Origin of the sequence: Streptomyces sp. CC224B (assembly GCF_030010595.1) — a bacterium.
GTDB classification, from domain to species: domain Bacteria; phylum Actinomycetota; class Actinomycetes; order Streptomycetales; family Streptomycetaceae; genus Streptomyces; species Streptomyces longispororuber.
Genome location: NZ_JASCXL010000012.1, coordinates 13437 through 37883, shown reverse-complemented (window position 1 = coordinate 37883; position 24447 = coordinate 13437). Strand labels below are relative to the sequence as shown.

General features: G+C 72.2%; 22 protein-coding genes and 1 pseudogene. 10 read left to right on the top strand and 13 right to left on the bottom strand.

Annotation, left to right across the window (positions count from 1 at the left end):
• Positions 1 to 176: 176 nt before the first annotated feature.
• On the top strand, positions 177 to 1334 hold the full coding sequence (locus QK440_RS07310) for a betaine/proline/choline family ABC transporter ATP-binding protein (RefSeq protein ID WP_282792158.1): 1158 nt from the start codon (positions 177 to 179) through the stop codon (positions 1332 to 1334).
• Between the two features lie 280 nt (positions 1335 to 1614).
• Here QK440_RS07310 and QK440_RS07305 read toward each other — a convergent pair whose 3' ends face one another.
• A complete protein-coding gene (locus tag QK440_RS07305; protein WP_282792157.1) occupies positions 1615 to 2748 on the bottom strand; it encodes an alpha/beta hydrolase-fold protein in 1134 nt (377 codons plus the stop codon).
• A gap of 281 nt (positions 2749 to 3029) precedes the next feature.
• Between QK440_RS07305 and QK440_RS07300 the strand changes: the two genes are divergently transcribed.
• The 7 genes and pseudogenes from QK440_RS07300 to QK440_RS07270 all read left to right on the top strand — a co-directional run bounded on the left by QK440_RS07300 (position 3030) and on the right by QK440_RS07270 (position 8274).
• Positions 3030 to 4856 (top strand): phosphatidylglycerol lysyltransferase domain-containing protein, encoded by a 1827-nt coding sequence (locus tag QK440_RS07300; protein ID WP_282792156.1) that lies wholly within the window; start codon positions 3030 to 3032, stop codon positions 4854 to 4856.
• A gap of 30 nt (positions 4857 to 4886) precedes the next feature.
• Positions 4887 to 5819, top strand: a complete 933-nt coding sequence (gene folP, locus QK440_RS07295; protein WP_282792155.1) for a dihydropteroate synthase — start codon at positions 4887 to 4889, stop codon at positions 5817 to 5819.
• A pseudogene (locus QK440_RS07290) lies at positions 5816 to 5935 on the top strand (DUF4440 domain-containing protein); the annotation flags it as partial. The gene folP and the pseudogene QK440_RS07290, both read left to right, overlap by 4 nt.
• A 105-nt stretch (positions 5936 to 6040) precedes the next feature.
• Positions 6041 to 6595, top strand: coding sequence for a nuclear transport factor 2 family protein (locus tag QK440_RS07285; protein ID WP_282792207.1), 555 nt, complete (start codon positions 6041 to 6043; stop codon positions 6593 to 6595).
• A gap of 175 nt (positions 6596 to 6770) precedes the next feature.
• A complete protein-coding gene (gene folB / locus QK440_RS07280; protein WP_282792154.1) occupies positions 6771 to 7130 on the top strand; it encodes a dihydroneopterin aldolase in 360 nt (119 codons plus the stop codon).
• Entirely contained in the window at positions 7127 to 7723 is a 597-nt protein-coding gene (gene folK / locus QK440_RS07275) for a 2-amino-4-hydroxy-6-hydroxymethyldihydropteridine diphosphokinase (protein WP_190134016.1), read from the top strand. Before folB ends, folK begins: the two co-directional genes overlap by 4 nt.
• A 65-nt stretch (positions 7724 to 7788) precedes the next feature.
• Entirely contained in the window at positions 7789 to 8274 is a 486-nt protein-coding gene (locus tag QK440_RS07270; RefSeq protein WP_282792153.1) for a DUF3180 domain-containing protein, read from the top strand.
• A gap of 335 nt (positions 8275 to 8609) precedes the next feature.
• Here QK440_RS07270 and folE read toward each other — a convergent pair whose 3' ends face one another.
• From folE to dacB, 6 genes are all read right to left on the bottom strand, one after another.
• A complete protein-coding gene (gene folE, locus QK440_RS07265) occupies positions 8610 to 9215 on the bottom strand; it encodes a GTP cyclohydrolase I FolE (protein WP_190134014.1) in 606 nt (201 codons plus the stop codon).
• Between the two features lie 111 nt (positions 9216 to 9326).
• The gene (gene ftsH / locus QK440_RS07260) at positions 9327 to 11399 is read right to left on the bottom strand and encodes an ATP-dependent zinc metalloprotease FtsH (protein ID WP_282792206.1); all 2073 of its coding nucleotides are present in this window, start codon (positions 11397 to 11399) and stop codon (positions 9327 to 9329) included.
• 202 nt (positions 11400 to 11601) lie between these two features.
• Entirely contained in the window at positions 11602 to 12162 is a 561-nt protein-coding gene (hpt, locus tag QK440_RS07255) for a hypoxanthine phosphoribosyltransferase (protein WP_030679974.1), read from the bottom strand.
• Positions 12163 to 12238: 76 nt separating this feature from the next.
• Positions 12239 to 13396 (bottom strand): tRNA lysidine(34) synthetase TilS, encoded by a 1158-nt coding sequence (gene tilS / locus QK440_RS07250; protein ID WP_282792152.1) that lies wholly within the window; start codon positions 13394 to 13396, stop codon positions 12239 to 12241.
• A 237-nt stretch (positions 13397 to 13633) separates the two neighbouring features.
• Entirely contained in the window at positions 13634 to 14755 is a 1122-nt protein-coding gene (locus QK440_RS07245) for a zinc-dependent metalloprotease (protein ID WP_282792151.1), read from the bottom strand.
• Between the two features lie 78 nt (positions 14756 to 14833).
• Entirely contained in the window at positions 14834 to 16375 is a 1542-nt protein-coding gene (gene dacB / locus QK440_RS07240; RefSeq protein WP_282792150.1) for a D-alanyl-D-alanine carboxypeptidase/D-alanyl-D-alanine-endopeptidase, read from the bottom strand.
• A gap of 85 nt (positions 16376 to 16460) precedes the next feature.
• Here dacB and QK440_RS07235 point away from each other — a divergent pair, with 85 nt between their 5' ends.
• Both QK440_RS07235 and QK440_RS07230 read left to right on the top strand, forming a co-directional pair.
• Positions 16461 to 16952 carry an inorganic diphosphatase gene (locus tag QK440_RS07235; RefSeq protein ID WP_190134044.1) on the top strand — a complete coding sequence of 164 codons (492 nt, stop codon included), beginning with the start codon at positions 16461 to 16463 and terminating at the stop codon, positions 16950 to 16952.
• Positions 16953 to 17168: 216 nt separating this feature from the next.
• A complete protein-coding gene (locus QK440_RS07230; RefSeq protein WP_282792149.1) occupies positions 17169 to 18824 on the top strand; it encodes a threonine/serine exporter family protein in 1656 nt (551 codons plus the stop codon).
• 35 nt (positions 18825 to 18859) lie between these two features.
• On the opposite strand, the gene QK440_RS07225 is transcribed toward QK440_RS07230, so the two are convergent.
• From QK440_RS07225 to QK440_RS07200, 6 genes are all read right to left on the bottom strand, one after another.
• Positions 18860 to 20068, bottom strand: a complete 1209-nt coding sequence (locus tag QK440_RS07225) for a DedA family protein (protein WP_282792148.1) — start codon at positions 20066 to 20068, stop codon at positions 18860 to 18862.
• Between the two features lie 217 nt (positions 20069 to 20285).
• Complete coding sequence (locus QK440_RS07220) at positions 20286 to 21047, bottom strand: MerR family transcriptional regulator (protein WP_282792147.1); 762 nt, start codon at positions 21045 to 21047, stop codon at positions 20286 to 20288.
• 75 nt (positions 21048 to 21122) lie between these two features.
• Positions 21123 to 21872 carry an ABC transporter permease gene (locus QK440_RS07215; protein ID WP_282792205.1) on the bottom strand — a complete coding sequence of 250 codons (750 nt, stop codon included), beginning with the start codon at positions 21870 to 21872 and terminating at the stop codon, positions 21123 to 21125.
• Between the two features lie 104 nt (positions 21873 to 21976).
• The gene (locus QK440_RS07210; RefSeq protein WP_282792146.1) at positions 21977 to 22948 is read right to left on the bottom strand and encodes an ATP-binding cassette domain-containing protein; all 972 of its coding nucleotides are present in this window, start codon (positions 22946 to 22948) and stop codon (positions 21977 to 21979) included.
• Positions 22949 to 23089: 141 nt separating this feature from the next.
• A complete protein-coding gene (locus QK440_RS07205) occupies positions 23090 to 23737 on the bottom strand; it encodes a PadR family transcriptional regulator (protein WP_282792145.1) in 648 nt (215 codons plus the stop codon).
• Between the two features lie 81 nt (positions 23738 to 23818).
• Positions 23819 to 24364, bottom strand: coding sequence for a DinB family protein (locus tag QK440_RS07200; RefSeq protein WP_282792144.1), 546 nt, complete (start codon positions 24362 to 24364; stop codon positions 23819 to 23821).
• Positions 24365 to 24447 lie beyond the last annotated feature (83 nt).

Below are 24447 nucleotides of genomic sequence, written 5' to 3'. Positions count from 1 at the left end.
TCATCGCACACGTGCCGCGTGTCCTGTCGACCACACACGTCGACCACACACGCCCGCCCGTGGCCGCGCACACGTCTCTTTGTCCAGCGACCCTAACGCCGGGCACTGACAATCGCCGAGACTCGTACGACGGGCGCAACACGGCCTTCACATCACACGCGCCACAATGGGGACCCATGATCCGGTTCGAACACGTGACCAAGCGGTACGCGGACGGCACGACCGCCGTCGACGACCTGTCCTTCGAGGTCGGCGAGGGTGAACTGGTCACGCTCGTCGGCCCCTCGGGCTGCGGCAAGACCACGACGATGAAGATGGTGAACCGGCTCATCGAGCCCACCAGCGGGCGGATACTCCTCGACGGCGAGGACATATCCGGCATCGACCCGGTGCGGTTGCGGCGCCGCATCGGGTACGTCATCCAGCAAGTCGGCCTGTTCCCGCACAAGACGGTCCTGGACAACACGGCCACCGTGCCGCACCTCCTCGGCGTCAAGCGCGCCAGGGCCCGCGAGCGCGCCGCCGAACTCCTCGACCTGGTCGGCCTCGACCCGGCCGTGTACGGCGGCCGCTACCCCGAGCAGCTCTCCGGCGGTCAGCGCCAGCGCGTCGGCGTGGCACGGGCGTTGGCGGCGGATCCGCCGGTGCTGCTGATGGACGAGCCGTTCGGCGCGGTCGACCCAGTAGTCCGCGAGCACCTGCAGAACGAGTTCCTCCGGTTGCAGCAGGCCGTACGGAAGACCGTGCTGTTCGTCACGCACGACATCGAGGAGGCGGTCCGCCTCGGGGACCGCATCGCCGTCTACGGACACGGCCGCGTGGAGCAGTTCGACACGCCCTCCACCGTCCTCGGCTCGCCCGCGACGGAGTACGTGGCGGACTTCGTCGGCGCGGACCGGGGGCTCAAGCGCCTGTCGGTGACGCCCATCGAGGAGGGCGACCTGGAGCAGCCGCCGGTGGTGCACCTGGACGACCCGCTGCCCGCGGAGCTCGACGCCCGCTGGGCCGTCGTCCTGGACGGCGAGAACAACCTGCACGGCTGGATCTCCGCCGAGCACGCGCGCGCGGGCGGCGGCACGGTGCGCGAGCACGCGCGGCGCATGGAGGCCTGGCTGCCGGTGGGGGCCAGCCTCAAGCAGGCGTTCTCGACGATGCTCCAGCACGACGCGGGGTGGATCGCGGTCATCGACGAGCACAGTGCGGGGCGGTTCCTCGGGGTGCTGACGCCCGCGCGGCTGCACGAGGCCCTGCGGCGGTCCACCGCGGCCGACGCGCGCGCCATCGCGCGCGCGGACGTCGAGCTGGAGACGGTGGCCTCGGTCGACGGCCTCTGACGGCCCCGCGGCCCCCTGAAGAGGTGCGCCCACCCGCCCTGGTGGGTCGGGTGGGCGCTGGAGGGGGCGGTGCGGCCCCGGCGGGGCCGGAAGCGCCGTACGAGCCACCGCACGTCCGAGCCGCCCGTCAGACAGCCCGCCGTACGGGCTACCGCGCCTCCGAGCCGCCCGTCAGACAGCCCGTCGTACGGGCCACCGCACGTCCGAGCCGCCCGTCAGACAGCCCGTCGTACGGGCTACCGTGCCTCCGAGCCGTTCTCCAGACAGCCCGTCGTACGGGCTACCGCACGTCCGAGCCGCCCGTCAGGCGGCCGCTCATCCACACCAGCGACGCCGGGATCTCACGGCGCCAGGTGTTGAAGTTGTGGCCCCCGCTGTCGAGGATGATCGACGAGACCCGCGTCGGCGGCTTGACCTTGTCGATGAACTTCAGGGTGTCCCTGTAGTTGCCCTCGCCCTTCTTGCTGCTGCTCAGCAGCAGGGAGGTCTTCGGGGGCGGCATGTGCTCCAGGTACCACATGAGGTTGGCGCGGTTGCGCAGGTTCTTGTCGCCGTGGAAGAGGTTGCCCGTGGTGACGTCCTCCGCGGCCTTGTAGTACCCCGACAGGCTCACCGCGGCGCCGTACACGCGCGGGTGGTGCATCGCGAGCTTCAGGGCGCAGTAGCCGCCCGTGGAGTCGCCGATGATCCCCCAGGAGTCGGGCTTCTTGCCGGCGCGGAAGTGCTGGGTGATCGCGTCGGGCAGGTCCTTGGCGAAGAAGGTCTCCGACTGCGGGCCGCCGGGGATGTCCACGCACTCGGTGTCGCGCGGCGGGGCCACGGTCGGCCGCATCATCACCAGGATCATCGGCTGCATCTTGCCGTTCCTGGCCTGCTTGTGGGCGGTCTGCGGGTAGTGCAGGCCCTTGATGAGGGCCTCCGCGGTGCCGGGGTAGCCGGTCAGGACGACAGCGGCCGGGAAGGTGCGGTGGCGGTACTGCGGCTGGAAGTACTCCGGGGGCAGGTACACGTAGGCGGGGCTCGCGATCTTCGAGTGCCGGCCCTGTACCTGGACCTTCTGGATCTGGCCGCCGATCCGGGGGGTGTTCCCGCCGGGCACGTCCACGGACTGCGTGTCGGTGACCTTGACCGGGCCCTTCTCGCCGTTCAGCACGTCGTGGTCGACGACGACCCCCTGCTCGGTCTCCCGCCCGAAGAGGTCCGCCCAGCTCGCGTAGAACCCGAACGTCTGGTTGGCGAAGAGGCCGACCGACGCGAAGACCGCGACCTGGGTGGCCAGCAGCAGCCCGACGCGCCCGGTGACGGCGCGCCAGTGCTGCCGTGCCAGCCGCGGCCACAGCCAGACCGTGCCGATGAACAGCAGCACGGCCAGCGCGATCGCGAGTGCCAGCACTTTGTTGCTCGTGAGACCCATGGGAAGATCCTGCCTGCGCTTTCTGCCTGTTCGCTCCCCGGGGGCCGGAAGGGCAAGCTCCGGTCAGGGGCAGAGCCCTGGGTCCGGGTTTGGCCTGGGCTTTCCTCGGCCTTGGCGTGCCTTTTCCGTCACCTTTGGGCCGGTTTTCCGGTTCGGAGTGAACCCGTGTCCCTGAAGGACCGTCCTAGAGGGCGCAATATCGCCGGATGCCGCCTTCGGCACCGGATCGAAGCTCTCTCGCAGAACTACGGGATGCGATGTCTGTCAGGATAGATGGGGAAATGTCGGGTGTGGTTCCAGAGGGTCCGGAGAGCAAGGGTGGGCTGCGCCGCATCCTCCGCGGGCCCCGCCCCGAAGCCGTCCCCACCTGGGTCGCCAGGGCCTGCACGCTCGTAGGACTCCTGAACGTGGCGGCGGGCGTGTTCCCCCGCTTCCGCCACAGCCGCCTGCACATGGTCGCCGAGGTCCTGCCGGGCCTGTTCGGGCCGTTCGCCGCCGCGCTCGCGCTGAGCTGCGGCGTGCTCCTGCTGCTGCTCGCGCACGGCCTGCGCCGCCACAAGCGGCGGGCGTGGCGCGCCGCCGTGGTGCTGCTGCCCGTGGGGGCCGTGGCGCAGTTCGCGTACCGGCACTCGTTCATCGGCGTGCTGATCTCGATCGCGCTGCTCGTGCTGCTGATCCGGCACCGCGCCGAGTTCGCCGCCCTGCCCGACCCGCGCAGCCGCTGGCGGGCGCTGGCGAACTTCGTCGTCCTCGGGGCCGGCTCCCTCGCCCTGGGCCTGGTGATCGTCAGCGTCCACCCGGACAAGGTGGTCGGCGACCCCAGCATCTCCGAGCGCCTGATGCACGTCCTGTACGGCCTGTTCGGCGTCGAGGGCCCCGTGGACTACACCGGCCGCACCCCCTGGACCGTCGGCTTCTCGCTCGGCGCCCTGGGTCTTCTCACCGCCCTCACCACCATCTACCTGGCCTTCCGTCCCGAGCACCCGGCCGCGCGCCTCACCCAGGACGACGAGGCCCGGCTGCGGGAGCTGCTCGCCAAGCACGGCGCCCGCGACTCGCTCGGCCACTTCGCGCTGCGCCGCGACAAGGGCGTGGTGTTCTCGCCGAGCGGCAAGGCGGCCGTCACGTACCGCGTCGTGTCCGGCGTGATGCTGGCCTCCGGGGACCCCATCGGCGACGTCGAGGCCTGGCCGGGCGCCATCGAGCGCTTCATGGACGAGGCCAAGGCGCACTCCTGGACCCCCGCCGTCATGGGCTGCTCCGAGACCGGCGGCCAGGTCTGGACCCGCGAGACCGGCCTCGACGCCCTGGAGCTCGGGGACGAGGCGGTGGTGGACGTCGCGGATTTCTCCCTGTCCGGGCGCGCGATGCGCAACGTGCGCCAGATGGTCAAGCGGATCGAGCGCAATGGCTACGAGACACGCGTCCGGCGCATCCGTGACCTCGGCGAGCAGGAGCTGGAGCGCATCCAGCGGGCCGCCGACGCCTGGCGCGGCACCGACACCGAGCGGGGCTTCTCCATGGCCCTCGGCCGCATCGGCGACCCCGGCGACGGCGACTGCCTGATCGCCACCGCCCACAAGGCGGACGAGCAGCCCGGCCCGTTCGGCGACCTGAAGGCCGTCCTGCACTTCGTGCCGTGGGGCAGGGACGGCGTCTCCCTGGACCTGATGCGCCGCGACCGCTCCGCCGACCCGGGCATGAACGAGCTGCTCATCGTGGCCGCGCTGCAGGCCGCCCCGAAGCTCGGCATCGCGCGCGTGTCGCTGAACTTCGCGATGTTCCGCGCCGCCCTCGCCCGCGGCGAGAAGCTGGGCGCGGGCCCGGTGCTGCGCGCCTGGAGGGGCCTGCTCGTCTTCCTGTCGCGCTGGTTCCAGATCGAGTCGCTGTACAAGTTCAACGCCAAGTTCCAGCCGCGCTGGGAGCCGCGCTTCGTGGTCTACCGCACCAGCCGCGACCTCCCGCGGATCGGCTTCGCGGCCATGCAGGCGGAGGGGTTCGTGACCCTCGGCCTGCCGCGTTTCCTGCGCGGCCGCACGGCGGGCCCCCGCCCCTGCCCGCACCAGTCGGTGCGCTCCGCCGAGCAGCACGAGATCCGCGCGGCGTAGCACCCACGCGCGCGGGCCTAGGCTGGAGGCATGAGTACGTTGCGCGGGCGGGGACGGGTCGAGGGGCTTCCCCGGTGGGACCGCTGTGCGGTCATGGGGGTCGTGAACGTGACGCCCGACTCCTTCTCCGACGGCGGCCGCTGGTTCGACACCACGGCCGCCGTCAAGCACGGCATCGACCTGGTCGCCCAGGGCGCCGACCTGGTCGACGTCGGCGGCGAGTCGACCCGGCCCGGCGCCACGCGCGTGGACGAGGACGAGGAGCTGCGCCGGGTGGTGCCCGTGGTGCGGGACCTGGCGGGCGAGGGCGTCACGGTCTCCGTGGACACCATGCGCGCCTCCGTGGCCCGGCAGGCGCTCGCGGCGGGCGCGGTGCTCGTCAACGACGTCTCCGGCGGCCTCGCCGACCCGGACATGGTGCCCGTGGTGGCCGCCGCGGGCGCGCCGTTCGTGGTCATGCACTGGCGCGGCTTCCTGTCGGACCTGCGCGCCAAGCCCGTGTACGAGGACGTCGTCTCCGAGGTGGTCGAGGAGATCCACGCGCGCGTGGAGGCCGCCATCGCGGGCGGCATCGCCCCCGAGCGCATCGTCGTCGACCCCGGCCTCGGCTTCTCCAAGGACGCCGAGCACGACCTGGCGCTGCTCGCCCGCCTGGACCGGCTGCGCGAGCTCGGCCGGCCGGTGCTCGTCGCCGCCTCCCGCAAGCGCTTCCTCGGCCGGGTCCTGGCGGGCCCGGGCGGCTCGCCGCCGCCCGCCCGCGAGCGGGACGCCGCCACGGCCGCCGTCTCGGCCATCGCCGCGCACCAGGGCGCCTGGGCGGTCCGGGTGCACGAGGTACGCGCGACGGCGGACGCGGTGCGGGTGGCCCAGGCGGTGACGGACGCGGCGGACCACCGCCCCGGCGGCACCCCGGGCACGACGGCGGGCGGCGGGGACGCCGCCGGAGCGGCGGGCGCTCGGTGACACGCGCCAGGACGGACGTCGAGCAGGTCTGGGAAGCGAACACCGCCTTCTACGAAGCGCTGGAGCGCGGCGACTTCGACACGGTGTCCGACCTGTGGCTGGACCCGGCGGACCTCGCGGACGGCACCGGCAGCGGCGGCCCGTCGACCCTGACCGCGGCCACCCCGCGCCTCATCGAGGACCCCGAGGACCTCACGGACGTCCGGGATGTCACCGACGTCATGGACATCAGCGATGTCGCCGATATCACGGATATCACCGATGTCACGGGGGTCGCGGATCTCACGGACCTCACGGACCTCACCGGTGCCGGGGCTGTCCCACGCCCCGCCTCCTACGACGACGGCGAGAACGACAGCGAGAACGACGGCGACAGCGACAGCGACGACGAGGACGAGGACGCCGACCGCGACTCCGGCGACCGGAGCGCCGCGATCTCCTGCGTCCACCCGGGCTGGCCGGTGCTCACCGGCCGCGGCGAGGTCCTGCGGTCGTACGCGCTGATCATGGCCAACACCGAGTACATCCAGTTCTTCCTCACCGACGTGCGGGTCAGCGTTGCCGGGGACACGGCCCTGGTGACCTGCACGGAGAACATCCTCAGCGGGGGCCCGGCGCCGCGGGGCGGCGACGAGCTCGGGCCGCTCGTCGGACAGCTCGTGGTCGCCACGAACGTGTTCCGGCGCACGCCCGGGGGGTGGAAGCTGTGGTCGCACCACGCCTCGCCCGTGCTCGCCGAGTCCGGCGACGACGAGGACGACGAGACCCCGTCCTGACGGGTGGCGGCCCGCCCGTGAGTGGGTAGGGGCACCGGCGGACGCCCGACGGCCGGGCCCCGGCGGCCCCGCTCGCCCGCGCTGTCGGTGCCCGCAGGTAGATTCGATCGTGGCCGGTGTGCCGACCGCACTCGGCAGCAACCGGCCGTACCGACGACTGTCAGGAGTGATTCGCGTGGATCGTGTCGCGCTGCGTGGCCTCAAGGCCCGCGGGCACCACGGTGTGTTCCCGCGGGAGCGCGAGGAGGGCCAGACCTTCATCGTGGACCTGGTCCTGGGTCTGGACACCCGTGCGGCCGCGGCCGACGACGACCTGGCGAAGACCGTGCACTACGGCATCGTGGCGGAGGAGGTCGTGGCCGTCGTCGAGGGCGAGCCGGTGAACCTCATCGAGACGCTCGCCGAGCGCATCGCCCGGGCCTGCCTGAAGCACGACGGCGTCCTGGAGGTCGAGGTCACGGTGCACAAGCCGGACGCCCCGATCACCGTCCCGTTCGACGACGTGACCGTCACCATCACCCGGAGCCGCGTATGACCCCCCAGAGCGACCCCACCGTCCAGCCGGTGCCCGCCTCCGTCGTCGCGCAGGTGGACGCCGCCGACACCACCCTGTCCAACCCGCGCCGCGCCGTGCTCTCCCTCGGGTCGAACCTGGGCAACCGCCTGGAGACCCTCCAGGGCGCCGTGGACGCCCTGGAGGACACCCCGGGCCTGCGGGTCAAGGCCGTCTCACCCGTGTACGAGACGGAGCCCTGGGGCGTCGAGCCGGGCTCGCAGCCCTCGTACTTCAACGCGGTCGTGGTCGTGAAGACGACCCTGCCCCCGGACTCGCTCCTGGAGCGCGCGCAGGCCGTCGAGGAGGCCTTCCACCGCGTGCGGGACGAGCGCTGGGGCCCGCGCACGCTCGACGTCGACATCGTCGCGTACGCCGACGTGGTCTCCGACGAGCCGGCCCTCACCCTGCCGCACCCGCGGGCGCACGAGCGGGCCTTCGTGCTGGCGCCGTGGCACGACGTGGACCCCGAGGCGCGGCTCGCCGGCCGCGGCGCGGTCGCGGACCTGCTGGCCGGCGTCACCCGCGAGGGCGTCGCGCCGCGCGCCGACCTGGAACTCCGGCTGCCCGAGTAGTCGTTAGGGTCTACCGAGAAGGCGGCGACGGCAGCGGGACAGACGCAAAAGGGGCGACCTCCGGAATGAAGCAACTGCGTGTGAGGACGCTGGCCGGCCTCTTCGTCGTCGCCGGACTGCTCTCCTGGGCGGCCGCCCGGCTGTGGAACTCGGTGGGCACGCTGCCGCGCGTGCCCCTCGCCGCGCCCATCGTCCTCGCGGTGATCGCCGTGGTGCTGCTCGCCACGGCGATCTCGCTGCGCGCCCGGCTGCGCGCCCAGCGGGAGCGGCGCCCCGGGGCGAAGGGCGTCGAGCCGCTGATGGCGGCCCGCGCGGTCGTCTTCGGCCAGGCCAGCGCCCTGGTCGCGGCCCTCGTCAGCGGGATGTACGGCGGCGTGGGCGTCTTCCTGCTCGAGTTCCTCGACCTGCCCGAGCGCCGCGACCAGGCGTACTACGCGGGCTTCTCGGTGATCACGGGCATCGGCGTGATAGCGGCGGCGTTCTTCCTGGAGCGCGTCTGCAAGCTCCCGGAGAACGGCGACGACGACCAGCCGGGCGCGGCCGCGGCCTGACACCGGGCGCGCCCGCGGCCTGACCGGCTCGACCGACCGTTTCCCGCCACCCGCGGCCGTACGGGGTCGGACGGAGCCGCCCGGCGTCACCGAAGGCCCACGCAGCCGCTCGCGTCACGCAGAGCTGTACGCGAGGCAGCGCACGGCCCCGCCCCGAGCGCCCAGCGCGCGCCCAGTGCGCCCGGCGCACCCACCACGATTTCCCACCCCTACGCCCGGACACGAGCACGCCGCCACGCCGGACGCGGCGCACACGGCGGACACGGCGGACGCGGCGGACGCGGCGGACGCGGCGGCCCGACGTACTCCCGGCCGGACGAAACCAGCGCCGTCGGCTAGCGCGCCATGATGAGGCTCATCGCCTCGTTGCGCGTGGCGGGGTCGCGGAGCTGCCCGCGCACCGCCGACGTGATGGTCTTCGCGCCGGGCTTGCGCACCCCGCGCATCGTCATGCACATGTGCTCACACTCGACGACGACGATCACCCCGCGCGGCTCCAGTATCTCCATCAGGGAGTCCGCGATCTGCGTGGTGAGCCGCTCCTGGACCTGCGGTCGGCGCGCGTAGACGTCGACGAGCCGGGCGAGCTTCGACAGCCCGGTGATCTTGCCGTCGTGGGAGGGGATGTACCCGACGTGGGCGACGCCCACGAACGGCACCAGGTGGTGCTCGCAGGAGCTCATCACCTCGATGTCCTTCACCAGGACCATCTCGTCGTGCCCGAGGTCGAACGTGGTCGTCAGCACGTCCTCGGGCTTCTGCCGCAGGCCCGCGAATATCTCCCGGTACGCCCGCGCCACGCGCGCGGGGGTCTCCCGCAGGCCCTCCCGGTCCGGGTCCTCGCCGACCGCGATCAGCAGCTCCCGTACGGCGTTCTCGGCCCGCTTCTCGTCGAACTCACCGATCGAGCCCTCGCCGGCCAGCGTCACGGGGTCGGTCATCTATGCCTCGTTCCTGGTTCTGATACGTGCGGGCGGCCGAAAAAAGCCGTGCCCCCCAGGCTAGAACCAGGGGGGCACGGCATCCATTCCGGGCCGGTCGGGGCTCGGGGATCAGCTCTCGGGACGATCCTCCGGAGCCACCTCGCGGGGCTGCGTCTCGCCGCTGGAGGCGGTGGACGGAGTGGACGAGGCGGACGGGGTGGAGCCGCCGGAGGCGGACACCGCGGGGGTGGCGCCGTTCGCGCCGTTCGTCAGGGACAGCTCCTTGGGCGAGAGCACCGGCGGGCGGGTCGACGGCGTACGCCGCGTGGAACCCGTCCAGGCCGGGCGGGCCGGGCGCTTGACGATCGGGGCGAAGATCTCCGCGATCTCCTCCTTGCCGAGGGTCTCCTTCTCGAGCAGCGCGAGGACCAGGTTGTCCAGGACGTCGCGGTTCTCGACCAGGATCTCCCAGGCTTCGTTGTGCGCGGTCTCGATGAGCTTCTTGACCTCTTCGTCGACCAGCGCCGCGACCTCTTCCGAGTAGTCCCGCTGGTGCGCCATCTCGCGCCCGAGGAACGGCTCGGTGTTGTCGCCGCCGAACTTGATCGCGCCGAGCCGCTCGGTCATGCCGTACTGCGTGACCATCGCGCGGGCCGTCGCCGTGGCCTTCTCGATGTCGTTCGCGGCACCCGTGGTCGGGTCGTGGAAGACGAGCTCCTCGGCCGCGCGCCCGCCCAGCATGTACGCGAGCTGGTCGAGCATCTCGTTGCGCGTCGTGGAGTACTTGTCCTCGTCCGGCAGGACCATCGTGTAGCCGAGGGCACGCCCGCGCGACAGGATCGTGATCTTGTGAACCGGGTCGGAGTTCGGGGAGGCCGCCGCGACCAGGGCGTGTCCGCCCTCGTGGTACGCGGTGATCTTCTTCTCCTTGTCGGACATGATCCGGGTGCGCTTCTGCGGGCCCGCGACGACGCGGTCGATGGCCTCGTCCAGCATGTGGTTGTCGATGAGCTTCTTGTCGCTGCGGGCGGTGAGCAGCGCCGCCTCGTTCAGCACGTTGCTCAGGTCGGCGCCCGTGAAGCCCGGGGTGCGGCGGGCGACCGCCGCGAGGTCGACGTCCGGCGCGACCGGCTTGCCCTTCTGGTGAACCTTGAGGATCTCCAGACGGCCCAGCATGTCCGGGCGGTCGACGGCGATCTGCCGGTCGAAGCGGCCGGGGCGCAGGAGCGCCGGGTCGAGGATGTCCGGGCGGTTCGTGGCGGCGATCAGGATGACGCCGCCCTTCACGTCGAAGCCGTCCATCTCGACGAGGAGCTGGTTGAGCGTCTGCTCGCGCTCGTCGTGACCGCCGCCGAGGCCGGCGCCGCGGTGGCGGCCGACGGCGTCGATCTCGTCGACGAAGACGATCGCCGGGGCGTTCGCCTTGGCCTGCTCGAACAGGTCACGGACACGGGAGGCACCGACACCGACGAACATCTCGACGAAGTCGGAACCGGAGATCGAGTAGAACGGGACGCCCGCCTCGCCCGCGACGGCGCGCGCGAGCAGCGTCTTGCCCGTACCGGGCGGGCCGTAGAGCAGCACACCCTTGGGGATCTTGGCGCCGACGGCCTGGAACTTGGCGGGCTCCTGGAGGAACTCCTTGATCTCGTGGAGCTCCTCGACCGCCTCGTCGGAGCCGGCGACGTCGGCGAACGTCGTCTTGGGGGTGTCCTTGGTGATGAGCTTCGCCTTGGACTTGCCGAAGTTCATGACCCGGCTGCCGCCGCCCTGCATCTGATTCATCAGGAACAGGAAGACGACGACGATCAGGACGAAGGGGAGGAGGGACAGCAGGATGCCGACGAAGGGGTTCTGCTTCGACGGCGAGACGGTGTAACCGTCCGGGATCTGCTTGTCCTCGTACTTGGCCTGCAGCATCTTGGCGATCTCGACGCCCTGGTCGCCGATGTAGCTCGCCTGGATCTTGCTGCTGCCCTTGACCTTCTGGCCGTCCTTGAGCTCGACCTTGATGGTGTGATCGTCACCGGTCGTGAGCTTGGCCGACTCGACCTTGTTCTGGTCGATGGCCTGCACGACCTGGCCGGTGTCCACCGTCTTGTAGCCGCCGCCCGAACCGACGACCTGCATCAACACGACCACGGCAAGGACGGCCAGCACGATCCACATGACTGGCCCACGGAAGTATCGCTTCACGTCCATCCACACGGAGCGATGCCGCTCCGTACCTCCTGCCATAGTGAGTTTGATAAAGACTGTTCTTCGGACGGTACCCCAGCATTGTCACCCGAAGCCGCACGGGACGGCTGGCAATCCCGCCTTCGCATGCTCCAACGGCGGGAAAGCCCTCGGGGTTCCCGGGCCCCGCGCCGCCCCGGGTGACCGGTGGCCGCCGGTGGCCCGCTCAGCCCCCGTAGACGTGCGGGGCGAGGGTGCCCACGAACGGGAGGTTGCGGTACTTCTCGGCGTAGTCCAGGCCGTACCCGACGACGAACTCGTTCGGGATGTCGAAGCCCACCCACTCGACGTCGATCGCGACCTTGGCGGCCTCCGGCTTGCGCAGCAGCGTGCACACCTTCAGGGAGGCCGGCTCGCGCGAGCCGAGGTTGGACAGCAGCCAGGACAGGGTCAGCCCGGAGTCGATGATGTCCTCGACGATCAGGACGTGCTTGCCCTTGATGTCCGTGTCGAGGTCCTTGAGGATGCGGACCACGCCGGAGGACTGGGTGCCCGCGCCGTACGACGACACCGCCATCCAGTCCATGGTGACCGGGGTGGACAGGGCTCGCGCCAGGTCCGCCATGACCATGACGGCGCCCTTGAGCACGCCGACGATGAGCAGGTCCTTGCCCGCGTACTCCGCGTCGATCTTCGCGGCCAGCTCGGCCAGCTTCGCGTCGATCTCTTCCTTGGTGATGAGCACCGACTGGAGGTCGGTGCCCATGTCTTTCGCGTCCACCCGCATCACTTTCGGTCGTCCCACCGGCCCGCGGAAAACTGTCGCAAAACCAGCTCGCGTGAGCTGGGGACGGTCTGCCGCGTCAGCCTTGCCGGATCACCAGTCTGCCACCCTGCCGCTGGGCGACGACCTTGCCCGGGAGATTGATGGCCCCCTGGCCGCGCCAGCCGGTGATGAGCCGGTCGACCTCCTCGATGTGCCGGGCGAAGAGGGCGCCCGCCGGAGCACCGGCCTCGATGGCCGCGCGGCGCACGATGCGGCGGCGCACCGCGGGCGGCAGCGCGAAGAGCTTCGCGCACTCCAGGCGCCCGGCCTCGTCCCGGACGGTCGCCTCGGCCTCGGCGGCCCAGGCGTCGAGCGCGTCGGCGTCGTCCCGGGAGAGCTGGGCGGTGCGCGCGAGGGCCTCCACGACGCCCTTGCCGAGCGCCTTTTCCAGGGCCGGCAGGCCCTCGTGGCGCAGGCGGGAGCGGGTGTAGGCCGGATCCGCGTTGTGCGGGTCGTCCCAGACCGGCAGGGACTGGACCATGCACGCCTTGCGGGCGGTCTGCCGGTCGAGCTGGAGGAACGGGCGGCGGTAGCGGCCGCGGACGCCGGAGACGGCGGCCATGCCGGACAGGGAGCGGATGCCGGAGCCGCGCGCGAGGCCGAGCAGGACCGTCTCGGCCTGGTCGTCGCGGGTGTGGCCGAGCAGCACGGCGGCGGCGCCGTGGCGCTCGGCGGCGTCGTCGAGGGCCGCGTACCGCGCGTCGCGGGCGGCGGCCTCGGGGCCCACCCGCCGCTCGCCGCCCCCGGTGTACGCCGCGCCGTGCGCGGCGCGGCCCGAGGCGGGGCCCACGGAGACGGCCAGCGACTCGACCGGGTCGAGGCCGAGGGCGGTCATCCGGGTGACGACTTCGGCGGCACGGACGTCCGAGCCGGGCTGCAGACCGTGGTCGACGGTGACCGCGCCGGCGCGGATGCCGAGCTTGGGGGCCTCGAAGGCGAGGGCGGAGGCGAGCGCCATGGAGTCGGCGCCGCCCGAGCACGCCACGAGCACGAGCGGCGAAGGGGGCTGCTCGTGCGGGTCACGCGGGGCGTGCGGGTCGCTCGGGGGGCGTGGGCCGGGGTGGGGGGCGTGCGGGTCGGTGTGGGGGGCGCGCGAGGTGTCGGTCGCGCGGTGGGCGGCGACGTCGTTCAGTACGTCGTGGAGGACGCGGCGGACCGCCAGGCGTATCGCCGCGACCGCAGGATGGGGACCCATTCCGGTTGGTTCCCTTCATGAAGTTCGGGGGGTGAGCCTCGGGCCGTCACTCAGCGGCCTCGCGTGGGGGCGCGAGGGTTTCGGATCTCATGATCCCCGCACTGCCGGTCACCGAGAGTGCGTCGATGGTGACAGAACCGAGCCGTTACCCGAGCATTGCACGCCTACCCATGCCCCACGGTCCCTCGGACGGGTGATAACGGGGGCGTTCTCCTGCCGTCGGCCGCATCTGTTCGCTCACTCTGCCCTACGGTGCACCCGCGCGACCCAGTCCGCTGGTTTGGCGATCTCCGCCTTGGTGGGAAGCGTGTTCGGTGAGGTCCACACGCGGTTGAAGCCGTCCATGCCGACCTCGTCGACCACGGCCCGCACGAAGCGCTCCCCGTCGCGGTACTGCCGCAGCTTGGCGTCCAGGCCGAGCAGCTTGCGCAGCGCCTGGTCGAGGCGGCTCGCGCCGCGCTGGCGGCGCTCCTTGAACTTCTCCCGGATCTCCTCGACGGACGGGACGACGCCGGGGCCCACGCCGTCCATCACGTAGTCCGCGTGGCCCTCCAGGAGCGACATGACGGCCGTCAGGCGGGCCAGGATCTCCCGCTGCGCCGGGGTCTGCACGAGGTCCACGAAGGAGCGGCCGCCGTCGTCCTCCTCGGCGTCCGGGCGCCCGCCGGCGAGGCTCTGGGCGGCCTCCCTGATGCGCTCGAGGACGGTCATCGGGTCGACGTCCGTCTCGCCCAGGAACCCCTGGATCTCGCTCTCCAGGTGGTCGCGCAGCCACGGCACGGAGGAGAACTGCGTGCGGTGCGTCTCCTCGTGCAGGCACACCCACAGCCGGAAGTCGTGCGGGTCGACGTCCAGCTCGCGCTCCACGTGCACGATGTTGGGCGCCACGAGGAGGAGCCTGCCGCCGCCGTTCTCCCCCGCCGGGAGGTCGCGGGTGGCGGGGGCGAAGGTCTCGTACTGGCCGAGGACGCGCGAGGCGAGGAAGGACAGCAGCATGCCGAGCTCCACGCCCGTCACCTTGCCGCCGACCGCGCCGAGGACGGCGCCGCCGGGGCCGCTCGCGCGGCGGTCCTTCATCTTCTCCAGGAGGGGCTTGAGGACCTCGCGGAAACCGGCGACGTTCGCGCGGATCCAGCCCGCGCGGTCGACCACGAGCACCGGCGTGTCGTGCGTCTCCTCCGTGCCCATCCCGGTGAACGAACGGACGTGCTCCTCCGAGGACTTGGCGTGCCGGCGCAGCTCCGCGACGACCGCGCGGGCCTCGTCACGGCTCACCTCCGGGCCCGGCCGCACGAGCCGGGTCGCGGTCGCCACCGCGAGATTCCAGTCGACCATCTCCGCACCACCGAGGCTCGTCATGCGTCAACGGTACGTGGTCGGCCGCGCGGACGTCCCGGGTTGGGCCGCCCTTCGGCCGGGCCCGCGGGGCCTCGGCCGCTAGGCGGAGCAGCCGCAGGCGGCCGCCGCCGAGGCCATGGCGTCCAGGGCGGCCTGGGCGCCGGACGGGTCCGTCGTGCCCGTCGTCATGAACGCGAAGGCGAGCAGGCGCCCGTCGGCGGTGACGACCGTGCCGGCCAGGGTGTTGACGCCGGTGAGGGTGCCGGTCTTGGCGCGGACGAGCCCCGTTCCGGGCGACCCCTGCGGATAGCGGTTGACGAGGGTGCCGGTGAAGCCCGCGACGGGCAGGCCGGTGACCGCGGAGCGCAGCTCGGGGTGGTCCCGGTCGGCGGCGCGGGCGAGCAGCGCGGCCAACAGCTCGGCGGTGAGCCGGTCCTCGCGGTCGAGCCCGCTGCCGTCGGCGAACTCGGCCCCGGCCAGCGGCAGGTCGAGCTTCTCCAGGCGGTCGCGGATCGCCCGGGAGCCGCCGGCGAAGCTCAGCGGCTCGCCGCTCGCCCGGGCGGTCTCGCGGGCGAGGGCCTCGGCGATGTCGTTGTCGCTGTGGGTGAGCATGCGCTCGACGAGGACGGAGAGGGCGGGCGAGGAGGTCCGTGCCAGCCTCGCGGCGCGGGGCGAGGCCTTGGCGGGGCCGACGTCGGCCCGCACGTCCACGCCCCGGGCGCGCAGCAGGTCCGCGAACTTCCGCGCGGCGTCCCCGGCCGGGTCCTCGGTGCGCGGGGCCGGGCCCGACGTGGAGTCGTCGAGGCGGCCCTCGTCGGCCATGAGGGCGCTGACCGGGGTGATGTTCTCGTTCGGCCCGATGGGGTGGCGGGACGGCCCGGTGTAGCGCGTGTCGTCGTACGAGAGGCGCACGGGGTCCTTGCGGTCCTTGGGGTCCTTGCCGCGCTTCTTCAGGGCGCGGGCCGTGTCGTCGGCCAGCTCGCGCAGGCTCGCGTAGCCCTCGACGTACCGGCCCTCCTCGCGGGCGGTGAGCGTCGGGTCGCCGCCGCCGACCAGGACGACCTCGCGGGAGTCCGGCTGCAGGACGGTGCTCGTGGTGAGCCGGTGGTCGGGTCCCGCGGCCGAGAGCGCGGCGACCGCCGTGGCGATCTTCGTGGTGGACGCGGGCGTGAGCGCGTCGTCCGCGCGCTTGCCGTACAGCCGCTTGCCGGTGGCGACGTCGACGACGACCGCGGCGCGCTCGGGGCCGAGCGCGCGGTCCTTCAGGACCGGGTCCAGGACGTCGGCGAGGGCCTTGCCGCCCGGTCCGCCGCGGGCGGGGGCGCGCAGCCCGGCCAGCACGGCGGGGGCGCTCGGCGCGGCACCGGGCGCCCGCTCACCGGGGGCGCCGCCCGCGTGATCTGCGCCACCCCCGGCTTCCCGGGAGGCCGCGAGGTGACGCTCCGCCGTACGCTGACCGGAGGAGTCCCAGGGCCCGGCCGCGGTGACCGCCACGGCCGCGACGGCGAGGCCCACGGCGGCGGAGCCCGTCGTGACCTGCCACGTCCTGGCTGTCCGGAAGCGTCCGGAGGACTCGACGGCAAGCCGCCGCAGGAGCGGCAGCGGCCGTCGAAGCCATTGCCAAGGCGTGCGCTCGTCCACGACGACCTGCCCCTTTCGCGATCACACATCTGCGTGAGGGACACTTAATCACCCGAAGTATGTGCTGATCATGGAGGAGCCACCCGTGGAGTTCGACGTCACCATCGAGATCCCGAAGGGTTCGCGGAACAAGTACGAGGTCGACCACGAGACCGGCCGCATCCGCCTGGACCGTCGACTCTTCACGTCCACCAGCTACCCGGCGGACTACGGCTTCGTCGAGAACACCCTGGGCGAGGACGGCGACCCGCTGGACGCCCTGGTGATCCTGGACGAGCCGACCTTCCCCGGCTGCCTCATCAAGTGCCGGGCGATCGGCATGTTCCGGATGACCGACGAGGCGGGCGGCGACGACAAGCTGCTCTGCGTCCCGGCCTCGGACCCGCGCGTCGAGCACCTGCGCGACATCCACCACGTGTCCGAGTTCGACCGCCTGGAGATCCAGCACTTCTTCGAGGTCTACAAGGACCTGGAGCCCGGCAAGTCCGTCGAGGGCGCCGACTGGGTCGGCCGCGCCGACGCCGAGGCCGAGATCGAGGCCTCGTACAAGCGCTTCCAGGCCAACGGCGGCCACTGAGCCACCCCGGGGGCCCGAGGCGGCCCCCGCGCACACGCGAACGGGCCGCGTGATCCCCTTCCGGGTCACGCGGCCCGTTCGTGTGCCACCGGGCACGCGGCCCGTTCGCGTACCAGGAGCGAATACGCCCGGACCGGGTACACGGCCGGGTGCGTGCGCACACCGACCTACGTAAGGTGCGCACGGGACCGTACGCAGAAGGAGCGAGGCGAACCGGTGGCTGACCCGGAGGAGGACGACCGCAAGCCGCAGTCGGACGAGGCGCGCAGCGCGTTCGCTCCGGTGGGCGGCGTCGACCAGACGGCCGCGCCCGAGGAGGACCATCCGTCCTCGGAGTTCACCATCCCGACCGGTCTGCGGATCCCCCCGGCGCCGGAGGACAACGAGTCCTCGGCGTTCACGCCGCCGCACACCTACGACGCCCGCCAGCCGGCGTCCGCGTTCACCCCGCCCGGCGGCGTGCCGGTGGTCCGCCTCACCAAGGAGGCGCCCTGGCAGGACCGGATGCGCACGATGCTGCGCACGCCGGTCGCCGAGCGGCCCGCCCCCGAGGCCACGCAGCGGTCCGAGGACGACGCCGGGCCCGCCGTGCCGCGCGTGCTCGACATGACGCTGCGCATCGGCGAGCTGCTGCTCGCGGGCGGGGAGGGCGCCGAGGACGTGGAGGCGGCGATGTTCGCCGTCACCCACTCGTACGGTCTGGATCGCTGCGAGCCGAACGTCACCTTCACGCTGATCTCCATCTCGTACCAGCCCTCGCTCGTCGACGACCCCGTGACGGCCTCGCGGACGGTGCGCCGCCGGGGCACCGACTACACGCGCCTCCAGGCCGTCTACCGGCTCGTGGACGACATCAGCTCCGAAGAGGTCGACGTCACCCTGGAGGAGGCCTACCGGCGGCTCGCGGAGATCCGCCGCAACCGCCACCCCTACCCGGGGTGGGCCCTGACGGCCGCGGGCGGGCTGCTCGCGGGGGCGGCCTCCGTGCTCGTCGGCGGTGACCTGCTGGTGTTCGTCGCGGCGGCCGTGGGCGCGATGCTCGGCGACCGGTTCGCGTGGCTGTGCGCCGGGCGGGGGCTGCCGGAGTTCTACCAGTTCGTGGTCGCGGCGATGCCGCCCGCCGCGATGGGCGTGGCGATCAGCCTGCTCGACCTGCCGGACGTCCGGGCCTCGGCGGTGATCACCGGTGGCCTGTTCGCGCTGATCCCGGGGCGGGCGCTGGTCGCGGGCGTGCAGGACGGCCTGACCGGCTACTACATCACCGCCGCGGCCCGGCTCCTGGAGGTCGGGTACCTGATCGTCGGGATCGTCTGCGGCGTGCTGATGGTGCTGTACCTCGGCGTCCAGCTGGACGCCGGTCTCAACCCGGAGACGTCGATCCACACCCCGGACCGGCCGGTGGTCCAGACCCTCGCGTCGATGGCGCTGAGCTGCGCCTTCGCGGTGCTGCTCCAGCAGGAACGTTCCACCGTGCTGCTCGTGACCCTCAACGGCGGCGTCGCCTGGGTCGTGTTCGGCGCCCTCGCCCGCGCCGGGGACATCTCGCCGGTCGCGGCCACGGCCGTGGCGGCGGGGCTCGTGGGGCTCTTCGGGCAGCTCCTGTCGCGCTACCGGTTCGCGTCCGCGCTGCCGTACGTGACGGCGGCGATCGGCCCGCTGCTGCCCGGCAGCGCGACGTACTTCGGGCTCCTGGAGATCGCCCGCAACCATCTGAACCCCGGGCTCGCCTCGCTGTCCAAGGCGGCCGCCCTGGCGCTCGCCATCGCGATCGGCGTGAACCTGGGCGGGGAGCTGTCGCGGCTCTTCCTCAAGGCGCCGAGCACCGAGACGGCACAGGGGCGCCGCGCGGCCAAGCGGACGCGCGGCTTCTAGGACGTCTCGGCGCGGCGCCGGTCCCGGCCCCGGTCCTAGTACCGGGGGTGGCCGTGCCGCGGCTCCTCGGGGTGCTGCGGCCGCTGGTCCTGGTACCGGCCCTGCTGGTGCGGGGGCTGCGGGTGGTGGCCCTGCTGGTGGTGACCCTGCTGGTGCGGGTACTGCTGCTGGGGCTGGTACTGCTGGTCGTCCGCGGGGGTGCCGTACTGGTTCTGGGCGTCGTACTGGTGCTGGCCTTCGTACTGGCTCTGGCCGTCGTACTGGTTGTGGCCTTGGTACTGGCTCTGGTTGTGGCCGTCGTAGTGGCCCTCGTACTGGTTCTGGCCCTCGTACGGGTACGCGGTCCGGGACGGGTCCTGGTACTGCTGCTGGGCGTCGTACTGGGGCTGCTGGGCCTGGTGGCCGGGGTACGGGTGCTGCTGCTGGTGCTGGTGCCCCGGGTACTGGGGCTGCTGGGTCTGGTACGCGGACTGGTCGGGGTACTGCTGGTGCTGCTGGCCCTGACCCTGGCCCGGGTACTGCTGCTGGTGGTTCTGGCGCTGCTGGTGGTTCTGCTGCGGCTGGTACCGGTGGGCGGCCTCGGCGGCGGGCTGCTGGGTCTCCGGGGCGGCGGCGGGCGCCTTCTTCTTCTGCGCGCGGGCCCTGAGGACCTCGATGATGATCGGGACCACCGAGATGAGGACGATCAGGATCAGGATCGCCTCGATGTTCTTGTGCACGACCTCGTGCTTGCCGAGCCAGGCACCGAGCAGCGTGACGCCCGCGCCCCACAGGACGCCACCGATGATGTTGAACGTGATGAACGAGCGGTACCGCATGCCGCTGACGCCCGCGATGATCGGCGTGAACGTCCGCACGATCGGCACGAAGCGGGCCAGGACCAGCGACTTCGGGCCGTGCTTCTCGAAGAACTCGTGCGCCTTGGTGACGTTCTCCTGCTTGAAGAGGCGTGAGTCCGGGCGCTTGAACAGCGCCGGGCCGACCTTCTTGCCGAACAGGTAGCCCGCCTGGTCACCGAGGATCGCGGAGATCGAGATCAGCACGCAGGCCAGCCACAGCGGGACGTCCAGCTTGCCCGTCGTGATCAGCAGGCCCGTCGTGAACAGGAGCGAGTCGCCCGGCAGGAAGAAGCCGATGAGCAGGCCGGACTCGGCGAACACGATCAGGAGCAGGCCCCAGAGCCCGAACTGGTTCAGGAGGTAGTCCGGATCCAACCAGCTTGGTCCGAGCGCAAGCGTCTGCACGGTTCCGGGCTCCTGTGGGTGTGAGGCGTACGGCGGAGGGCGGTGCGGGCCGGGCGTGGTGATGGGCTTCGGCGTCGCCGCCCAAAGCTATCAACGTGGGGCGGAGGGCAGGGGTTCCACCGGGTGGAACCCGGGCCGTTGGGCCCGGACCCCCCTCCATAGTGCCTGGCCCCGTCCGCCCCGCGGGACGCTTGCCCGCAGAGGGAGCCGGCAGCGGCTAAGCCCCGGCCCGGGTGGCGTTGGCGCGCATGGCGTCCCGCATGTACCTGGCCAGGCCCGGTTTGATCGCTTCGTACGTCGCCGTGAAGCGGGGGTCCGCCACGTACAGCTCGCCCAGGCCCGCGTGGATCTCGTACGTGCACGCGTAGTAGTGGTCGCTGATGAAGCGGCGGTGCTCCTCGGCGGTGTCCATCGCGCGCGGGGAGCCGGCCGGGACGCCGGCCGCGAGCAGGTCGGCCATGCGCGCGTGGAGGGCGTCGAAGGCGTCGCGCAGCCGCTTCCAGTCCTCCTTCGTGTACGCGGCCGTGCGGCGGCGCGACGCGGCGTACGCCTCCGTGCCGCCCCAGCGGCGCTGCGCCTCCTCCTCGTAGCGGTCCGGATCGGCGTCTCCGAAGACCTCGAACTTCTCCTCGGGCGTGAGGTTGATGCCCATGCGTCTCGCCTCCATGGCGGTCTCGACAGCGGCTGCCATCTGCTGGAGCCTGGCGATGCGCCCGGTCAGCAGCCCGTGCTGGCGCCGCAGGTGCTCCTGCGGGTCGGCCCCGGGGTCGTCGAGCAGGACGGCGACCTCGTCCAGCGGGAAGCCCAGTTCGCGGTAGAACCGGATGCGCTGGAGCCGGTCGAGGTCGGCGTCGCCGTAGCGCCGGTGGCCCGCGCGGCTGCGCTCACCGGGCACCAGGAGGCCGATCTCGTCGTAGTGGTGCAGGGTGCGCACCGTGACCTTGGCGAGGGCCGCCACCTGTCCGACGGAGTAGTTCACCGCTGTCTCCTTCCGTTCCGACACCGACCACCCTGGGTCCTCACGCCGCGTGAGGTGCAAGCCGGAAGGGAGGCGCTACTTGCTCAACGCCGTGAACCTCCGGATCGCCAGGGGGGCGAAGAGCGCCGCCAGGGCCAGGGGCCAGAGAACCGCCAGGAGAGCGGCGTGGTCCGCGGCCCAGGAGGTGTCCGGGACCCCGGGGTCGTTGCCGAACAGGTCGCGCACCGCCGCGGCCGTCGCCGACATCGGGTTCCACTCCACCACCGCCCCCAGCCAGTCCGGCATGGTCTGCGGCACGGTGAACGCGTTCGAGAGGAACCCCACCGGCCACACCAGGATCTGCACCGCCATCACCAGCTCGGGCTTGCCCGCGACCATCGCCAGGTAGATGCCGAGCCACAGCATCGCGAAGCGCAGCAGCATCAGGAGGCCGACCGCCCCGGCCACCGCCGCGAGCGAGCCGTGCCAGCGCCAGCCGATCGCGAGGCCCACGCCCATCATGACGAGCAGCGAGGCGAAGGACTGGAGCATGTCCGCGACCGACCGGCCGACGAGGACCGCGCCGTTGGTCATCGGCATGGCGCGGAAACGGTCCACCACGCCCTTGTTGAGGTCGCCGGTGACCGCGACCATCGTGGCGTCCAGGCCGAACACCATGGTCAGCGCGAACATGCCGGGGACGAGGAACTCCACGTAGTTCCCGGCGATGCCCTTGCCGCCGCCGATCAGGTAGTTGAACATCAGCAGCATCATCACGGGGAAGGCGAGCCCCACGAAGACCTGCACGGGCTGGCGCGCCCAGTGGGCCAGCTCACGCCGGGTCATCGTCCAGGAGTCGGCGACCGCCCAGCCGACGGAGGTGCCCGCCCCCACGCCCGTCCCCGGGTCCCCGCCCGTGCTCGTGCCCGTACTCGTACTCGTGCTCACGCTCATACGGTCTCCTTCACGTGCTCGTCGGCTCCGGTGTGCCCGGTGCGCTCCGTCAGGCGCAGGAAGACCTCGTCCAGCGTCGGCCTGCGCACCGCGATGTCCTCCGCCTCGATGCCCTCCTCCTGGAGCGCCCGTACGACCCGGGTGAGGGCCTCCATGCGGTCGCTGACGGGGGCGCTGGCCAGGCGGCGGTCCGCGTCGACCGTGACGTCGCCGGCGGGCCCGGGGAGCAGCCGGGCCGCGCGCACCAGGTGGGCGCCGTCGCGGACGACGACGTCGATGCGGTCGCCGCCCAGCCGCGCCTTCAGCTCGTCCGCCGTGCCCTCGGCGATCACCCGGCCGCTGTCGACCAGCGAGATGCGGTCGGCGAGCTGGTCGGCCTCCTCCAGGTACTGCGTGGTGAGCAGCACCGTCGTGCCGCCGCCCACCAGGGAGCGCACCGCGTCCCACACCTCCGCGCGGCCGCGCGGGTCGAGCCCCGTCGTCGGCTCGTCCAGGAACAGCACCCGCGGCTCCGTGATGAGGGACGCCGCGAGGTCCAGGCGGCGCCGCATGCCGCCGCTGTACCGCTTGACGGCCTTGCGGCCCGTGTCGGCGAGGCCGAAGCGCTCCAGGAGCTCGTCGGCCCGCACGCGCGCGTGGCGCGCGCCCAGGTGGTGGAGCCGCCCGAACATCTCCAGGTTCTGCCAGCCGCTCAGCTCCTCGTCGAGCGCCGCGTGCTGGCCGAGCAGGCCGATTCGGCGGCGCACCTGTCCGGCCTGGCGCCGCGCGTCGCAGCCGGCGATCTCCACCCGGCCCTCGTCCGCCGTGAGCAGCGTGGACATGATCCGCACCGCCGTGGTCTTGCCCGCGCCGTTCGGCCCGAGCACGCCGTGCACCGTGCCGCGCGCGGCCACCAGGTCGAGCCCATCCAGGGCCCGCTTCTCGCCGTACCGCTTCCGTACGCCTTCGAGGACGATCGCGTCCGTCATGCGTCTCCCTCCGTGCCCAGCCCGTCGCTAGTCAAGGTTGACTAGCTGGAGGAAGGTACTCCCCTCCCGGAGGGTTAGTCAAACTTGATTAATGCGATGTGCGGGTGGGACGTCGGCGACCGGGACGGGGCGGCGGGCGGGCTAGCGCTGGTCCCCGGGGTGCTTCTCCCCGGTCGCGTAGGGGTTCTCCGCCTCCTCGGCGAGCACCCCGACGAACGGTTCGCCCTCGCCGGAGAAGGTGTACGCGCCGTTCTCGATCCGCTCGACGAGGCTCTTGGTCCATTCCTCGCCCGCGTCGGCGGAGTGCACCCACAGGTTCATGATCTCGCCGATGTGGCCGAGCTGCTCCGGGCCGTCCTCGGGGACGTAGTACTCGGTGACGGAGTGGCGCCAGTCGTCGATGGCGCGCAGCCGCTCCTTGAGGAGCGAGACGACCTCCTCGCGCGGCAGGTCCACCATGAAGCCGACGGCCGCCGAGAGCACGTCCGGCTTCTGGTCGTGGGCCACGGCGGTCAGGCCCGCACGGAGAAGGGCGAAGTACTCCTCGGTGCCCTTCTCCGTGATCTCGTACTCCGTGCGCGGCGGACCGCCCGCCGTGGAGGGGGCGGTCTCGTGTTCGAGCAGCAGGCCCTGCTTCGCCATCTGCCGCAGCGCGTGGTAGATCGAGCCCGGCTTGGCGTTGGACCACTCGTGGGCGCCCCAGTACTCGAGGTCGTTGCGCACCTGGTAGCCGTGCGCCCGCCCGTGCATACGGACGGCCCCGAGGACCAGCATCCGGATCGCCGACATCCACCGCACCCTTCAGCCTGCTGTTCCGTACCATTCATCAACTTTGACTAGGGTACGGCCCGGGTGGTCCCCCCCGGCGGCTCACCCCCAGGACTGGCCCGACTCCTGCGCCACCAGCTCGAACGCCGTCCTGCCGTCCAGGGACTCGCGGATGATGTCCGCGTGGCCCGCGTGCCGGGCGATCTCCTCGACGAGGTGCAGCATCAGCCAGCGCATCGACACCGAGCCCTTGGGGAACCAGGGCGCCTCGGGCAGCGGGAAGGTGTCGTCCAGGCTGGGCACGGACCGGATGAAGGCCTCGGTCTCGGCGGCCACCTCGTCCCAGAAGGCCAGCACGCCGGCCAGCGTCTCGCCCTCGACGAGCCGGAAGCCGTCGCCCCAGGTCTCCTCGGTGCGCTGCCGCTCGTTCGGCTTCTGCTGGGCGAGGCGCAGCCAGTTCAGCTCGACCTCGGCGACGTGCTTGACGAGGCCGGCGAGGGTCAGCTCGCTGGCGCTCGGGCGGCTCGTCGCCTGCTCGTCGCTCAGGCCGAGCACGGAGCGGCGGACGCCGCCGCGCTGCGCCTCGACGAAGGCGATCAGCGCCCCGCGCTCGTCGCCGTGGGCTTCCGCGTTCACGTGAGTGGGCATGAGGTCCGCCTCTCCAGGGTGCGCCGGGCTTTCCGACACCTCAGACAGTACGGACCCTTGCGGACAGCTACGGTCCTCAAGGG

Excerpts from the sequence above, each read along its gene's own strand:
- folE (WP_190134014.1), bottom strand. The coding sequence starts at position 9,215 with ATGACCGACCCCGTGACGCTGGCCGGCGAGGGCTCGATCGGTGAGTTC.
- QK440_RS07210 (WP_282792146.1), bottom strand. The coding sequence starts at position 22,948 with ATGACGGACGCGATCGTCCTCGAAGGCGTACGGAAGCGGTACGGCGAG.
- QK440_RS07310 (WP_282792158.1), top strand. The coding sequence starts at position 177 with ATGATCCGGTTCGAACACGTGACCAAGCGGTACGCGGACGGCACGACC.
- QK440_RS07285 (WP_282792207.1), top strand. The coding sequence starts at position 6,041 with ATGGACATCAGCGATGTCGCCGATATCACGGATATCACCGATGTCACG.
- QK440_RS07300 (WP_282792156.1), top strand. The coding sequence starts at position 3,030 with ATGTCGGGTGTGGTTCCAGAGGGTCCGGAGAGCAAGGGTGGGCTGCGC.
- QK440_RS07270 (WP_282792153.1), top strand. The coding sequence starts at position 7,789 with ATGAAGCAACTGCGTGTGAGGACGCTGGCCGGCCTCTTCGTCGTCGCC.
- QK440_RS07245 (WP_282792151.1), bottom strand. The coding sequence starts at position 14,755 with ATGACGAGCCTCGGTGGTGCGGAGATGGTCGACTGGAATCTCGCGGTG.
- QK440_RS07305 (WP_282792157.1), bottom strand. The coding sequence starts at position 2,748 with ATGGGTCTCACGAGCAACAAAGTGCTGGCACTCGCGATCGCGCTGGCC.
- QK440_RS07215 (WP_282792205.1), bottom strand. The coding sequence starts at position 21,872 with ATGACCCGGCGTGAGCTGGCCCACTGGGCGCGCCAGCCCGTGCAGGTC.
- QK440_RS07205 (WP_282792145.1), bottom strand. The coding sequence starts at position 23,737 with ATGTCGGCGATCCGGATGCTGGTCCTCGGGGCCGTCCGTATGCACGGG.
- folK (WP_190134016.1), top strand. The coding sequence starts at position 7,127 with ATGACCCCCCAGAGCGACCCCACCGTCCAGCCGGTGCCCGCCTCCGTC.
- folP (WP_282792155.1), top strand. The coding sequence starts at position 4,887 with ATGAGTACGTTGCGCGGGCGGGGACGGGTCGAGGGGCTTCCCCGGTGG.
- ftsH (WP_282792206.1), bottom strand. The coding sequence starts at position 11,399 with ATGGACGTGAAGCGATACTTCCGTGGGCCAGTCATGTGGATCGTGCTG.
- tilS (WP_282792152.1), bottom strand. The coding sequence starts at position 13,396 with ATGGGTCCCCATCCTGCGGTCGCGGCGATACGCCTGGCGGTCCGCCGC.
- QK440_RS07200 (WP_282792144.1), bottom strand. The coding sequence starts at position 24,364 with ATGCCCACTCACGTGAACGCGGAAGCCCACGGCGACGAGCGCGGGGCG.
- hpt (WP_030679974.1), bottom strand. The coding sequence starts at position 12,162 with ATGCGGGTGGACGCGAAAGACATGGGCACCGACCTCCAGTCGGTGCTC.